Raw genomic sequence first — 14,437 nt, 5'->3', positions numbered from 1 at the left:
TGCGTATGATGGGAAAAAATCAGACTCTTTTCCGACGCCTTTCTATATGCACGGCCTTTCCGTTATAAGGATGCTCCATGAATACGCCTGCTCCCGAAAAAAACGCCCGTTCCGGGCAGACGCTGTTTACCCGGAATTTCTCCCTCATCTGCCTCGCCAACCTCTGCACCTGCATGGCGGGCTATTCCATCATGCCGGTGCTTCCCCTCTACCTCATGGATGACATGCACTGTCCCAAAAGCATCATGGGCGCGGCGCTCGCCGTGTTCCCGCTGGTGGCCCTGCTCTTCCGCCCCTTCTCCGGCCTCATTGCCGACAGATTCAACAGGCGGCATGTGCTCATCTTCTCCACGCTGTGCTGCGCGGCGCTCTTCCCCCTCTGCCTTGCGGCGGCCGGGGTGGTGCTCTTCATGTTCATACGCCTGCTGCACGGCATGGCCTTTTCCTGCATGACCACTTCGCAGGCCACCCTTGCCGTGGATTTCATGCCCGAAGGCAGAATAGGAACGGGCATAGGCATCTTCAGCAGCACGGTGTCGCTCGGCATGATATTCGGCCCCATGCTGGGGCTTTTTGCGGCGGAAACCTTCTCCTACGCCGCCGCGTTCCTGGTGCCCTCCCTCTTTGCTCTGGCCGGAGCCGTGTTCCAGTTCATGCTGCAGCCCGGCAGGCAGCTCATGCCCGAACGCAAAAAGCTCACGCCCGACATGTTCTTCATGAAAAGCGGCCTGTACGCGCTCATCGCCCTGCTCATCGTGGCCTTCATGCAGGGCATGATCGTCAACTTCCTTTCCGTGCTGGCCCGGGAACACGGCCTCGACGACCATGCGGGCCTCTATTTCCTCTTCATGGGGCTGGGGCTCATGGCCAGCCGCCTCTTTTCCGGCTATATTTCCGATCACGGCTTCATGGTGCATCTGGTCTGTACTGCGGAAGTCGTCACCATGGCCGGCGTGCTGCTGCTCACCTCCACCACCTCCCCCGCGGTCTTCGTATCCTGCGGCGCGCTGCTCGGCATCTCCATGGGCGCGCTCACCCCGAGCTTTCAGACCATTCTCGTGCAGCTTGCGGAAAAGAACAGGCGCGGCGTGGCCAATTCCATGTACTTCACCGGCATGGACGGCGGCATTTTCCTCGCCCTCGTCAGCGGCGGCATCATCGCCGACTTTCTGGGCATGGCCGCCGCCTACCGCGTGGGCGCGCTGGGCCAGATTGTCTCCCTCGCCATCTTTTTAATATTCGTGGCTCCCGGCCTGCGCCGCAGAAAAAGCGCCGAAAACGCCTGACCCGGCCCGCGGAAAAAGGCCCGGCTCCCCATTGCCCCAGGGCTCGGCTCCGCGGCATGACGACCCGGCCAGGGGCCGGCCTGCGGCAGAGGGGCTTCCGCCGTGCCGTTTCCTCCGGCCCTGCGCCGGNTTCGAGTCGAGACAACTGGTTATCTCACAAAGGAACCCCTTTTTTAACTTATGTAAAGGCTTCGCCTTTTTGGAACTCCCCGCATAGCGGGGAGTTTTCAGTCTTAAAGTCAGGACCACCCGTAAAACGGGTGGCTTGACCAGCCCTGTAAGGGCTTGTTACTTACTCGCGCCTTAAGGGCGCCGGCTTGAACTTCTCTGGTCGGCGCCCTGCCTTTTTTTCAACAGTTCAAGCCCCCATGTACTTTGACTCGTAGCCTGCTCCTAAAGGAGCTTTCCCTGCTTTGGACTGAACGGATCCGTATATTCCCTGCACGTCCTCTTATCAAGCATGATATCTTCTCTATCCTGATCCCGTATATATTTCCTGATCGTTGCTTCGTTCAAACCTACTGTGCTGACGTAATATCCCACGCTCCAGAATCTCCGATTGCCATACCGGTATTTCAGCTGGGAAAATTTATCAAAAATCATCAGTGAACTTTTACCCTTTATATACCCCATAACCGACGATATCGCATACTTTGGCGGTATCATGACAAGCATATGCACATGGTCTATCATCATATGTCCCTCAATATTTTCGATTCCCTTGTAATTACAAAGCTGTCGTATTATTTTTCCTATTTCTTCACGGTATTGCCCGTAAATCACTTTTCTCCTATACTTCGGAGTGAAGACAATATGGTACCTACACAGCCATTTCGTATGTGCCAGATTTTGTTCTTTCGCCATAAAAAAACACCTTTTCGATGTGGACGGGAGCCTGAACAACTCCGTCTTATCGAAAAGGTGTTTTTTTAGGTATAACCATTTTGTGGTCCACCCGCTAAGCGGGTGGTTTTCTGTTTCGGTCGCTTCCGCTCCCTCAACTGCCTAAAGGCCTTAAAAAAAGCCCGGCACGGGAAAACCGCGTTTTCCCATACCGGGCAGAAAGGCCTTTCTCCTGCCCGTCGCGCAGGCCATGCCCAAAAGCTACGCTTTTTCTTCCAGCAGGGCGGGCAGTTCCATGGGCGCATCGATGAAGCGCACGGCTCCGGCCTCTTCCAGAACATCCCTGTCGCGGAAGCCCCAGGTGACGGAAAGGCAGTCCACGCCGGCGTTTTTCGCCGTCATCACGTCCACTTCCGAATCGCCCACATAAAGCGTGCCTTCCCTTGTGCCGCCCAGCTCCTCCATGGCGCGGAGCAGGCTGTCGGGCGCGGGCTTGCGGCGCACGCCCTCCTTCTCGCCCATGGCCGCGCCGAACATGCCGCCGAAGTATTCCCCGTTCATGTCCTTGACCTGGGCGTCGGGCTTGTTGGACACAATGCCCATCTTCAGCCCGCGGGCCTTCAGTTCCCGCAGCATGTCCATAATCTGCGGGTAGGGGCGGGTATGGTCGCGGCAATGCACGGCGTAATGCGCGCGAAAATCGGCCATGGCTTCTTCAAACTGCGGGTTCCGCTCCCCGCCGGGCAGGGAAAGCACCATGAGCCTGCGCACGCCGTTGCCCACGAAGCCGCGCACCTCCTGAAGGCTGCGCCGCACCTCCGTCCGGCCGGAAAGCGCGTGATTCACGCTCAGCATCAGATCTTCCAGCGTGTCGAGGAGCGTGCCGTCGAGATCGAATATCACCGTATCATAGCTTTTCATGCTCGTGCATCCTTGGGAAATGAATTCTGGGAAAGCGCCGGAACACGTTTCCGCAGCGCCCTGCCCTTCCCCCGGAGGGGGCGGCAGGGCCCGGCCCATGGCGCGCTCTGCCGCATCTCTGCGGCACGCTGCCGGGCCGCGCGGAGCATCCGAAAACAACGCGGTGCGGCCGAAGCTCCCCGCCTTTGCCAAAGTTCCGCAACAAGGCGGCTCCGCGCCCTTTTCCTTCCCTGAGGAAGGTGCCGTGAAACCGGCGCAGGGCCGCGCCTTTTCCGCGCCCTTTTCCACGACAAAGGGGGAGACAACGCTCCCCCTCTGTGTTTCATGTCATCGTATCCCGCAGCTCTGCGGGTTCACACCGCTAGAAAGCCTGGCCCATGGAGAACTCGAAGCGGCCGCTGTTGCGGCGGGTGCCGTCGGCGTTCTCGGAGAGCGGGTAGCCGTAGGCGAAGCGCAGGTCGCCCATGGGCGAACGCCAGCGCACTTCGAGGCCTGCGGAGGAATACACCTTGTCGAACACGCTGGAGCACTGGGCGCTGTCGGCGTTGAAGCCGATGTCGTAGAAGGGCACGAAGGCAAGGCCGATTTCCGGCTTGACCACCCAGATGTATTCGATGTTGGCATAGCCCATGCGGTCGGAACCGATGGTTTCGCCGGTTTCCGGGTCACGCGGGGAGATGTCGTCGTAGGAGAAGCCGCGGATGCTGCGGATGCCGCCTATCCAGAAGCGTTCGAACACGGGCACGGTCTTGTCGCCGTCGGCCTTGTACACCGCGCCGACTCTGCCGCGCACATGGAAGATGTTGGTATCGTTCAGGCCGTAGTAGAAGCCGGCTTCGAAAATGGGCTTGAAGAAGCTGTCGTCGCCGCCGGTCCAGGGGCCGCCGTACTGCACGTTGAACGACACGCGCGTGCCTTCCGTGGGGAAGGAGGCCTTGTTCGTGGTATCGCGCGTCACGCCCATGGACACGGTGCTCGCCCAGTGCTCGCCCTTGTAGGCGCGGATGATTCTGGAGGCGTTGTCCGCCATGTGGTAGAGGTTGTAACGCTCGAACTTGTAGCCGAAGTTCACGTTGGTGTATTCACCGATGGGATGGAACAGGCCGAGGCGCACGCCCACGGAACGCTTGTAGAAGTACGACCATTCTTCGTCGATGCCGTAGGGGCTCACGGAGAAGCCCCAGTAGGTGTCGAACACGCGGGGGTTCACGAAGGAGGCTTCCAGGTACTGCTCCGAAGAGGATGTGTAGCCGGAAAGGCCCAAGGTGTAGCCGCGGCCGAAGAGGTTGTTTTCCGTAATGGAGGCCATGACGCCGAACTTGTCGTAGGTGGAGTAGCCGAAGCCCACGCTCACCACGCCGGTTTCGGTTTCCTTCACGCCCATCTTGAGGTCCACTTCGCCGGGCACGCCGGTGGGCACCACGGTGGGGTTCACCTCGCTGAAGTAGCGGGTCTTTTCCAGGCGCTGGGCGGAACGGCGCATCTTCGCGCCGCTGAACTGCTGGCCGTCGGCAAGGCGCATTTCACGCAGAATGACGTTGTCGCGCGTGCGGTTGTTGCCTTCCACCTCCACGCGGCGGATGTACTGCCTCTCGCCGGGCTTCACGGTATAGACCACGTCCACCACGCCCGCGTCGGCGCGGGGCTGGGGCCGCACGTCGATATCGGCAAAGGCGTAGCCGTAATCGCTGTAGAAGTCGGTAAGGGCCTTCACGTCGTTCTGCAGCACTTCCACGTCGAAGTAGTCTCCGGCAGCCTGATGCCTGACCATGGAGATTTCCTGCAGAATGCGTTCCCGCGTGTCGATGAGGTCGCCCTGAAGAATGACCTCGCCCACCTTGTAGTGCACGCCTTCGCGCACGCGGAACACCACGCGGATGCCGTCTTCCTCATACTGCACTTCCGGGGCGGCCACCTGGCCGTCCACATAGCCGTGCTTCATGAAATAGCTGCGGATGGCCTGGGAATCGCGTTCCAGAAGGTCGTCCTTCAGCACGCCCGAACCCGTGAACCAGGAGAACATGCCCCTTTCCTTGAGGGACAGGAAGTCCTTGATTTCGTCGGGAGAAATTTCCTTGAGGCCCTCGATGGCCACTTCCTTGATGTAGAGCTTGTTGCCTTCCTTGACGTGCAGCACCAGCACCGCGGCGGAACCGTCGCTTCTCGGCTGCACCTCGTAGGTGACTTCCGCAAGGTAGAAGCCCTGCTTGTGGTAGAGGTCCGTCACCTTCTGAAGGTCGTCGGAAAGCACCTTTTCGTTGAGCACGGAATCGGTGTGCGTGGACATGGCCTCGGTAATGTCGCCGATGCTCACGGCCTCGGAACCTTCCACGCGCACTTCCGCAATGCGCGGCTTTTCCACCACGGTGAACACCAGCGTCTGCCCGGCCGGGCCGGGAACCACATCGGCGCTCACGTCGTTGAAGTAGCCCAGATCCCAGATGCTGCGCACGTCGTTGTCCACGGTGTCCACATTCAGCGGCTCGCCCGTGCGGGAGGATACGCGCACCAGCACTCTGTCCTTGTCGATGAACTTGAGGCCCTTCACGTCGATGTCGGCAATGCCGCCGCGCGAAACCTTTGCCGCCGAGCGCACGGGGGAGGCCTCTTCCAGAGAAGCCACCACCTGGCCCACAAGGCCGTTCACCACGGGCTGAAGCTCAAGCAGGTTCGCCCCTTCCATGTGGAAGGCCTGCGCCCTGCCGCCGGAAGCGGCCACGAGCTGCATGTCGAGGCTGAAGTTCTCGCCGAGCTGGTTCAGCGTGCCGAATACGGCATACTGCGCCCTGGCCGAACGGGCGCGGGAACGGGCGGAGGATGCGTCCTGCGCCGAAGACTTGCCCGTGGACGTGGGAATGGCCTTCACGCCGTAGTTTTCAAGCCCCTGCCGCACCAGCGTGGGGATATCCCGCGCAAGCTGCTGCTGTGCCGAGGGCGCATTCACGGCAAAGGGCAGTACCAGCACGCGGGTTTCGGCCGCCTGCGCCTGCGCGCCCCACACAAGGAGGGTCACGGCCAGACAGACCAGACTAGAAAGAATCTTGCGCATAGAGCTCTCCCGATCTCAATTCAAGGCTGCGGTCCATATCTTCCGCAAGTTCCCGGTTATGCGTCACTATGATGAGGGTCATGCCCGTGTCGCGGTTCAGCTTTCTGAGCACGTCCACCACGCGGGCGCCCGTTTTTTCATCCAGGTTGCCGGTGGGTTCGTCCGCAAGCAGCACCTTGGGGCACAAAAGCGTGGCGCGCGCTATGGCCGCGCGCTGCCGCTCCCCGCCGGAAAGGGTGGTCACATGGTGGTTCAGCCTCTCGCCGAGCCCCACCTTTTCCAGCGCCTCGGCCGCAAGGGCGAGGGCTCTTGCGCGGGGCATACCGGCAATGACGGCCTGCATGGCCACGTTCTCCACCGTGGTGAACTCCGGCAGAAGATGATGGAACTGGAACACGAACCCCAGGGAGCGGTTGCGGAAAAGCGCCGCCTCCCTTGCCGACAGGGCGGAAAGATCGCGCCCCTCGAAAAGCACGCGGCCGCCGGAAGCGCGGTCGAGCGTGCCCAGAATATGCAGCAGCGTGGACTTGCCGCAGCCGGAGGAACCCACGATGGCGAGAGCCTCCCCGGCGCGTACCTCAAAGTTCACGTCGCGCAGTATGGTCAGTTCCCCTGCGGGGCTTTCCACCGATTTTCTTGCATGCTCCACAAGGTACAGCGGAGCCTTGCCGGAGGAAACATCCATGTCGTTACTCATAGCGAAGGGCCTCGGCAGGCACAAGGCGCGCGGCCTGCCTGGCGGGATAGATGGTGGCCACAAAACACATCAGCATGGACACCGCTCCGATGAGGAAAAGATCCAGCGGCTCGATGATGACCGGAAGCGTGTCCATCATGTACACGCCGGGGGGAAGCTCGATGAACTGGTACTTCTTCAGAAGCAGCGCCAGTGCGATTCCTAGCACATAACCTATGGATGTGCCAACAGCCCCGATGATGGCCCCCTGCAGCATGAAAATGCGCCTTATGCCTGCGGCCGTGGCTCCCATGGACATCAATATGGCGATATCCTTGGTTTTTTCCATGACCAGCATGACAAGGGAGGTAATGATGGAAAAAGAGCCCACCAGAATGACCATGAGAAGAACGATGAACATGCCGAACCTTTCGAGCTGAAGCGCGGCGAAGAGGTTGGCGTTCATGTCTATCCAGTTGCGGGCATAGTAGGGAGGGCCGAGCCTTTCGGCCACGGCGTCGGCTATCTTCGCCGCGTCGTAGGGTTCCTTCACGAACACTTCCAGGCCGGAAACATGCCCTTCGGGGTAGCCCATGAGCTCCTGCGCGGCGGAAAGGGAAACATAGGCGAGGCGGCTGTCGAAATCCGACATGCCGGATTTGAAAATGCCCTCCACGCGGAAGGAACGCAGCTTGGGCACAAAGCCCGCCGTGGTTCTCTGCCCCGCCGGGGACATGAGGTTCACGCGGCTGCCCACATGCAGGCGGAAGCGCCGCGCAAGGTCCTGCCCCACGATCATGCCTGCGGGGCCGCCTTCGCGGGAAAGGTTTTCCACGCTTCCGCTTTCCAGATGATGCAGCAGGGGCATGGCCTCCCCGGCCTGTTCGGGGGCGATGCCGCGCACCACAAGGCCCGTGGCCCCCTGCGGGGTGGAAAGCAGCACTTCGGCGTAGAGGAAGGGCGTGGCGGAAACCACGCCCGGCGTTTCCCGTACCGTGTCGAGCGCGCCCTTTTCCCCGGTGAACATGCCCGGCTTCGTGGCCATGACCATGACGTGCGGGCTTGCGCCGAGGATTTTCTCGCGCATCTCGGAGGTGACGCCGTTGTACACGCTCATCACGATGACGAGCGCGGCCACGCCGATGGCCACGCCCAGCACGGACATGAGCGAAATGATGGAAATGAACGTGCGCTTGCTCCTCGAAGTGAGGTAACGCGACGCGATGAACAGCGGGTAGGACATGCTTTTCCCCTTGGCCGGGCGGCCCTTGCGGCCGCCCGTGAAAGAAAGGCTACGCTTCGGGCCTGAGCAGCGGGAAGAGCAGCACCTCGCGGATGGAAGGCTCGTCGGTAAGCAGCATGGTCAGGCGGTCGATGCCGATGCCTTCGCCCGCGGTGGGCGGCATGGCGTATTCCAGCGCGCGCAGATAGTCGTTGTCCAGGGGGCAGGCCTCGTCGTCGCCGGCGGCCTTGGCTTCCACCTGGGCCTCGAAGCGCAGGCGCTGATCCACCGGGTCGTTGAGTTCGGAAAAGGCGTTGCCGTACTCACAGCCGCAGATGAAGATTTCAAAGCGGTCGGTGATGTCGGGGTTGGCGTCGTTTCTGCGGGCAAGGGGCGAAATTTCGGCGGGATAGGCGTAAATGAAGGTGGGCTGCACGAGCTTCGCCTCCACATCCAGGTCGAACAGGCGCGACTGAAGCTTGCCTATGCCTTCGCTTTCCATGAACTTTTCCCCGCGGGAACGCAGGTAGGCGCGCACGGCTTCCATGTCGGTGTAGAATTCCGGCTTGTGGCCGCCCACTTCCTCAAGGGCCTGATGGTAGCTCATGCGCTTCCATCTGCCGGGGGTGAGGTCGATCTGCTGCCCCTGATAGGTGATCACCGTGCTCTGGCACACCTTCATGGCGATATGGGCAAAAAGCCGTTCCGTGAAGTCCATGAGGTCTTCGTAGGTGGCGTAGGACCAGTAGAATTCGCAGGAGGTGAATTCGGGGTTGTGGCGCGTGTCGATGCCTTCGTTGCGGAAGCAGCGGTTGATTTCAAACACCCGTTCCATGCCGCCCACGATGAGGCGCTTCAGGTAGAGTTCGGGCGCGATGCGCAGATAAAGGTCGATGTCCAGCGCGTTGTGATGCGTCACGAAGGGCTTGGCCGCCGCGCCGCCCGCCAGGGCGTGCAGCATGGGCGTTTCCACTTCCATGAAGCCGCTGTCTTCCATGAAGCGGCGGAATTCCCGCACGATGAGCGACCGCTTGCGGAAGATTTCCCGGGCGCGGGGGTTCATCACAAGGTCGACATAGCGCTGACGGTAGCGCGATTCCACGTCGGTGAGACCGCTGTGCTTGTCGGGCAGGGCGCGGAAGGACTTGCTCAGAAGGCGCACGCTTTCGCAGCGCAGGGTGAGTTCGCCGGTCCTGGTACGGAAAAGGCGGCCCTTCACGCCCACGATGTCGCCCACGTCCAGCTTCTTGAAGGCCGCGAAGGCATCGTCGCCGAGCAGGCTCTTTTCCGCATAGCACTGCAGGCGGCCGGTGCGGTCCATGACGTGGAAGAAAATGACCTTGCCGAAGGAGCGGGAAGACATCATGCGCCCGGCAAGCTCGAACACCGTATCCAGCGCTTCAAGCTCCTCTTCTCCCAGAGCCTCGTATTCCGCGTGCACGGGCCCGGCCTCGTGCTTTCTCCTGAAGTCGTTGGGATACAGGGGCAGGCCCGCATCCAGAAGATCGCAGGCCTTGCCCACGCAGTTCTTCACAACTTCATTGAGTTCGCCGTGCTCGGCGAAATTCTCCAGCATGGGCATGAAATAGGCCGCATGTTCCGACTTCGTGGCAAGCTTGATGGGCTTGCGGGCTTTCTTCTGTGCTTCCAAAAGATACTCCGTTATTTAAAGGCTGTGGCTCGGCCTTCTCTGAAACGCCGCCCGGAAACTCACTCCGGCAGGGCGCGACGAAAGACACGCATCCTTCGCGCCGTAAAAAAATTTGCGTAGGACAAATAAGCCCACTCGTCAAGTCTGAGCGGTCCGCCCCGGGCGCGGAAAAAAGCTGTTTTTCCCCGCGCTGCGCTTTGGCGGAAAACGGACATGCGGCCCCGGCCTTTCGCCCTTCCCCGTGCGGCCGCCCGCGCCTTCCTTAAAAGAAGACTTGCGGAAAAGGCCCCCGCAGCCCGCGCGCTCCCTGCCTGCGCCCCTGCCGCGCCCTTCCCTGCCGGAACGGAAAAAAAACAGCCGTGATGCCCGCCGTGCCGGATACCGGCCGCTTCCGCGCCGCGATAAGGCCCTTCCGGCAGCAACCGCCCGCTTTCCGCTCGGGCCGGAGGCTGACTTTCGGGCGGCTCCCCAAACTTCTGCCGTGCGCCCGGGAAAACGCCGGTTCTGTGCGGGCGGAATGCGCTCCTGTTCCGACGCGCCCCGCCGCGCCGGAAAACGCCTGCCCTCCGGGGAAGCGCGCCTCTCCCACCATTGCCCATGAAGAAGGATTTCCCTGACGCGCCCCCCTCCCGCTCAAGAGGGGATAAAGGAAGATGATACGGGAGGCCCCCGCCACACACCGGAGGCTTCCCCGATGTATGTGAGACGGGCCTCATCCCGCCGGGGAAACGCTTCCGCCGGAAGGAACAGGGAAACGGCACGCCCCTCCCCGTGCCCGCCCTGTGCGGAACGACCATTCCCCGCGTTGCGGTGAAAACAAAGGCGTTTCGTTTTCCCTTCCGTGCGAAGCCCCCTGTACGGCGAAGGGCGAAGGAGCGACCGGCCCTGCCCCGCCGTACAAACCTGCGGAAGGCATGGCCGCCAGAGGCGCGTCGCAGGGGATGGGCAGGCAGCCCTCGCCGCACGGAGGCGGAATTTCCCGGCGCGCTCCCCTCCCCCGGAAAACACACGGCAGCAAAGCGCGGCCGGGCCTTTGCGTCGGCTCAAAAGGTTTTTCGTCGACACAAAAGTTTTTGCGTCAACGGAAGCTGCCGAAAGGTCCTTCCCTGCCGGACGGCGGCAGGTTCCGGGGACATTGTGCATGGTTTCCCTTGCTCATCGCCGGGGAAGGGCATACAACGAAGGCATGAAACGCATCCGTTGTCTCCTTCTGACGGCGCTTTTCGCGCTTCTTTCCGTCGCCGCTCCGCTGCGCGCTTCCGAGCCGGACCCCGTCCCCACGCTCCCGGGACAGGATATCGCCTGGCTTTCTCTGGAAGAGGGGCTGGACATGGCGCTGCTCTCCTTTACGGAAAACAACGGAGAGGATTTCTGCCGCCGTATCGTCATACGCGCCCTGCGCTTCGACACGGAACGCTTCGACGTGGGGCTGTACAGCTCCCGCTGGGAGGGGCCGGGCGTGCCCACTCTGCGCGAATGGGCGGAGAAAAAGGACCTTGTGGCCGCCATCAACGCCTGCATGTATCTGAAGGACGGCCAGACCTCCACAGGCTACATGCGCGGGGGCGAGAACATCAACAACGGGCGCATCGTTTCACGCTACGGGGCCTTCTTCGTGGCTTCTCCCCGCGTGCCCGACCTGCCGCGCGCCGCCGTGCTCGACCGCAATGTGGACGACTGGAAGGCGCTGCTCCCGCAGTACGACATCGTGGTGCAGAACTTCCGCCTCATGGGGCCGGACGGCGGACAGGTATGGCCGGAAAACGGCCCGGAACACGCCGTGGCCTCCATTGCCGAGGACATGAACGGCCGCATTCTCTTCCTGCTCAGCGCCGATCCCTGCTCCGTGCACGACTTCGTCAAGGCGCTGAACGCCCACAAGGGCCTCAACCTCAATTCCGCCATGTATGTGGAAGGCGGAAGCGAGGCCTCCATGCTGCTGCGCCTCTGCGGCAAAATCCGGCTGTGGAACGGCATGAGCCCCGCAACCTACATGTTCTCTTCACGCGGGGACGATATTCCCCTGCCCAACATTCTGGGCATCCGCCGCCGCTGATTCCCCACCTTCCCCGCAGAGCAGCATGTCGCGCAGGCGTCTTGCCGCCAGGCTGAGGGTGTGCCCCTCGTATTCCAGCAGGCTGATGCGCCGCGGCGGCAAAGGTTCCGCCAGCTTCAGGGCAAAAAGCTCCCCCGATTCCAGCGCCGGGGCCGCCGTCTGCCCCGGCACGAAGCCCACGCCCAGGCCGTGCCGCGCAAGGTCGAGCACGATGTCGGAGGTTTCCGGCTCCATGGCCGGTTCCAGCTCCAGCCCGTGCGCCTTGAAAATGGTCTCCAGAAAATCGAAGGTGAGCGAATCGCGCCTGTGGCAGATCACCGCCTCGCGGGAAAGCTCCTCCAGCGTCACGGGCCTGTCCCGGAGATGCCCGTAGCACGGGGCGGCCACGAACACATCCCGAAAAGGCGCGAGCGGCGTTTCCCTGAGGTAACGGAAGCTCCCCCCCGCCACGGCGGCCACGGCAAAGTCGATGACGCCGGACTTCACATCCTCCATGGCCCGGCGCGACGTGCCGCCGTACAGCCGTATCCGCACCCCCGGATACCGGGCATGGAACATATCGAGCCTGGCCAGAAGCCAGCCGCGCAGCGCGGTTTCGCTGGTGCCCAGGGCAATGCTGCCCGATTGCAGGCCCACCGCTTCTTCCACCGCCTCCCTGCCCCGGCGGAGATTCTCGCACCCCGCCTCCACATGAGCATAGAAAAGGCGCCCCTCCGGCGTAAGTTCCACCCCGCGCCGGTTGCGTATGAACAGGCGGCACCCCAGTTCCCTTTCCAGCGCGGCCATGGCCCGCGATACGGCAGGCTGACTGGTGAAAAGTATTTCCGCCGCCCGGCTGAAATTGCCGCAGCGCGCCACATGGTAGAACATGCGGCAGAGTTCCCAGTTGAGTTCCATATACGCTCCTTGAAAAAGGCCGGTCGCGGCCCGTAAAACGGCCTGCCGCGCCCTCCCGCCCGGCGCGCGGGGGCGTGTATAGGAGCGGCCCGTAAAACGGCCTGCCGCGCCCTCCCGCCCGGCGCGCGGGGGCCGCCGCCTTCTGTTGCGCCTTCTCCTTCCGGGGAGAACCGGGCCGCCCGGAAGGCCGGGCAAGCATGTGATGCGTGCCCCAGCGCAGGAAACGCCCCCGCCCCGGAAAAATGTCTTCCCTGCGAACGCCGCCCGGAGCGGACGCCGCTTCTAGGAAATTCCGCCGCGCCCGCGTGTCCGTGCCGCACGGCAGACATCCCCCCACACAAAAAAAGCGGCCATTCCCGAGGGGGAGCGCATATCTTCAAAGCGTGCTCTCCGCCGTGCTTCCGCCTCCCGGCACGCGGGGGCCGCCGCCTTCTTCCGCGTCAGAAGCCGGAACCCGCGCCCTGCGGCAAAGGCGGAACAGACTCCTTTTTCCGCGCGTCGCCCGGCGTTCGCCCGGAAAAGCGCTCTTGCCTTCCGGCCATTCCCTCCCGGCAGCGCATTCCGCCCCTGCGCCTTGCCCGGCACGGCGGTCTTCTTCGGCAGGCAGCCTCCGCGAAAACGCTCCCGCCCGGAAAGCGTCGCCCGCCGCTTTGGGTCAGTCATACTTATTTGATATACCAGCCATATCAAAAGAGCATTTTACCGTATCATGCGCCTCTGCTATAGGCAAGAGTGCGCCCTTTCGGCGCGCCGACGCTCTTTTTGCGGGAACATCTCATGAATCGCGGATATATCTTCATTTTTCTCGCCACCGTTTTCTTCAGCTCCATGGAAGTGGCGCTCAAAACCGTGGCGAACGACTTCAACCCCATGCAGCTCAACTGCACCCGCTTTCTCATAGGCGGGATTCTGCTCATTCCCTTCGCGCTGCGCGGTCTCCGGCAGCACGGCGCCACGCTCACGGCCGCCTCGTGGAAGGGCTTTTCGGCCCTGGGCTTTCTGGGCCTTGTGGTCAGCATGATGTTCTACCAGGTTTCCATTCTCTACGCGCCCGCCTCGGTGGTGAGCGTGCTCTTCAGCTGCAACCCGGTGCTCGTGCTGGCCTTCGCCTTCCTCATCCTGCGCGCCGACATCAGGCCCCAGCACATTGCGGCGCTGGCGCTGGAAGTCATAGCCGCCCTCGTCATCATCGATCCGCTGCATACCAGCCTCGACCCCGCGGGCATCACGCTGGTGCTCCTTTCCGCCGCCACCTTCGCGCTCTACGCCGTGCTCGGCAAGAAAATGTGCGCCCGCTACTCCGGCGTGGCCGTCACCTCGTTCAGCTGCCTTGCCGCCAGCGCGCAGATGATCGTGCTCATGCTCATAAGCCACATCGGCCCCGTGGCCGACCTGCTCGGCGAAACCGCGCCCATGTTCGCCAACATCCCCTTCTTCAGCGGCTACCGGCCGGACAACATCCTGAACGTGCTCTATATCTGCGTGTTCGTCACCGCCGGCGGCTATGCCTGCTACTTCATGGGCATGGAGGCCACCTCCGCCATGCAGGGTTCGCTCGTGTTCTTCTTCAAGCCCGTGCTCGCCCCCATCCTCGCCATGATCGTTCTCGGTGAAAACATTCCCTGGAACATGTGGGCGGGCATTCTCCTCATGCTCGTCGCTTCCGTCATTTCCATGATCCCCACATGGGAAGCTCTCATGGCCGCAAGGCCGCTTATCGTCCGCCACCTCCTGCATAAAGGACGCTGACGAGAGCTTCCCGCCCGCAAGGCGCATCCGCGCTTCCCCCCGTGCGGGCCGCACGCCCGTTTCTCCACACCCCTGCGGAGAAACGGG

The 14,437-nt window shown here is 62.3% G+C and carries 10 protein-coding genes; 3 read left to right on the top strand and 7 right to left on the bottom strand.

Annotated features, from left to right (window positions below):
• Positions 1-77: 77 nt before the first annotated feature.
• Positions 78-1,286 (top strand): MFS transporter, encoded by a 1,209-nt coding sequence (locus CZ345_RS11705; protein ID WP_077073314.1) that lies wholly within the window; start codon positions 78-80, stop codon positions 1,284-1,286.
• Between the two features lie 393 nt (positions 1,287-1,679).
• Here the strand turns inward: CZ345_RS11705 and tnpA are convergent, their stop codons facing one another.
• From tnpA to lysS, 6 genes are all read right to left on the bottom strand, one after another.
• Positions 1,680-2,150: an IS200/IS605 family transposase gene (gene tnpA, locus CZ345_RS11700; protein WP_077073313.1), complete on the bottom strand. Its 471-nt coding sequence runs from the start codon at positions 2,148-2,150 to the stop codon at positions 1,680-1,682.
• A gap of 240 nt (positions 2,151-2,390) precedes the next feature.
• Positions 2,391-3,050 (bottom strand): HAD family hydrolase, encoded by a 660-nt coding sequence (locus CZ345_RS11695; RefSeq protein WP_077074081.1) that lies wholly within the window; start codon positions 3,048-3,050, stop codon positions 2,391-2,393.
• 361 nt (positions 3,051-3,411) lie between these two features.
• Positions 3,412-6,099 (bottom strand): outer membrane protein assembly factor BamA, encoded by a 2,688-nt coding sequence (gene bamA, locus CZ345_RS11690; RefSeq protein WP_077073312.1) that lies wholly within the window; start codon positions 6,097-6,099, stop codon positions 3,412-3,414.
• Positions 6,080-6,796: an ABC transporter ATP-binding protein gene (locus CZ345_RS11685; protein ID WP_420538677.1), complete on the bottom strand. Its 717-nt coding sequence runs from the start codon at positions 6,794-6,796 to the stop codon at positions 6,080-6,082. The genes bamA and CZ345_RS11685 overlap by 20 nt, the downstream gene beginning before the upstream one ends.
• Positions 6,789-8,018, bottom strand: a complete 1,230-nt coding sequence (locus CZ345_RS11680) for a lipoprotein-releasing ABC transporter permease subunit (protein WP_077073311.1) — start codon at positions 8,016-8,018, stop codon at positions 6,789-6,791. Before CZ345_RS11680 ends, CZ345_RS11685 begins: the two co-directional genes overlap by 8 nt.
• Before the next feature lie 49 nt (positions 8,019-8,067).
• A complete protein-coding gene (gene lysS, locus CZ345_RS11675) occupies positions 8,068-9,573 on the bottom strand; it encodes a lysine--tRNA ligase (RefSeq protein WP_077074079.1) in 1,506 nt (501 codons plus the stop codon).
• A 1,261-nt stretch (positions 9,574-10,834) separates the two neighbouring features.
• Between lysS and CZ345_RS11665 the strand changes: the two genes are divergently transcribed.
• Entirely contained in the window at positions 10,835-11,704 is an 870-nt protein-coding gene (locus CZ345_RS11665) for a phosphodiester glycosidase family protein (protein WP_162274971.1), read from the top strand.
• Here CZ345_RS11665 and CZ345_RS11660 read toward each other — a convergent pair.
• Entirely contained in the window at positions 11,651-12,601 is a 951-nt protein-coding gene (locus tag CZ345_RS11660) for a LysR family transcriptional regulator (protein WP_077073308.1), read from the bottom strand. The two genes, CZ345_RS11665 and CZ345_RS11660, sit on opposite strands and share 54 nt — an antisense overlap.
• A gap of 777 nt (positions 12,602-13,378) precedes the next feature.
• Between CZ345_RS11660 and CZ345_RS11650 the strand changes: the two genes are divergently transcribed.
• Positions 13,379-14,350 carry a DMT family transporter gene (locus tag CZ345_RS11650; protein ID WP_077073306.1) on the top strand — a complete coding sequence of 324 codons (972 nt, stop codon included), beginning with the start codon at positions 13,379-13,381 and terminating at the stop codon, positions 14,348-14,350.
• Positions 14,351-14,437: the final 87 nt, after the last annotated feature.

Origin of the sequence: Mailhella massiliensis (assembly GCF_900155525.1) — a bacterium.
Taxonomy (GTDB): domain Bacteria; phylum Desulfobacterota; class Desulfovibrionia; order Desulfovibrionales; family Desulfovibrionaceae; genus Mailhella; species Mailhella massiliensis.
Note: the sequence above shows the minus strand (reverse complement) of the source record. Positions and strands in the feature narration are given on the sequence as shown.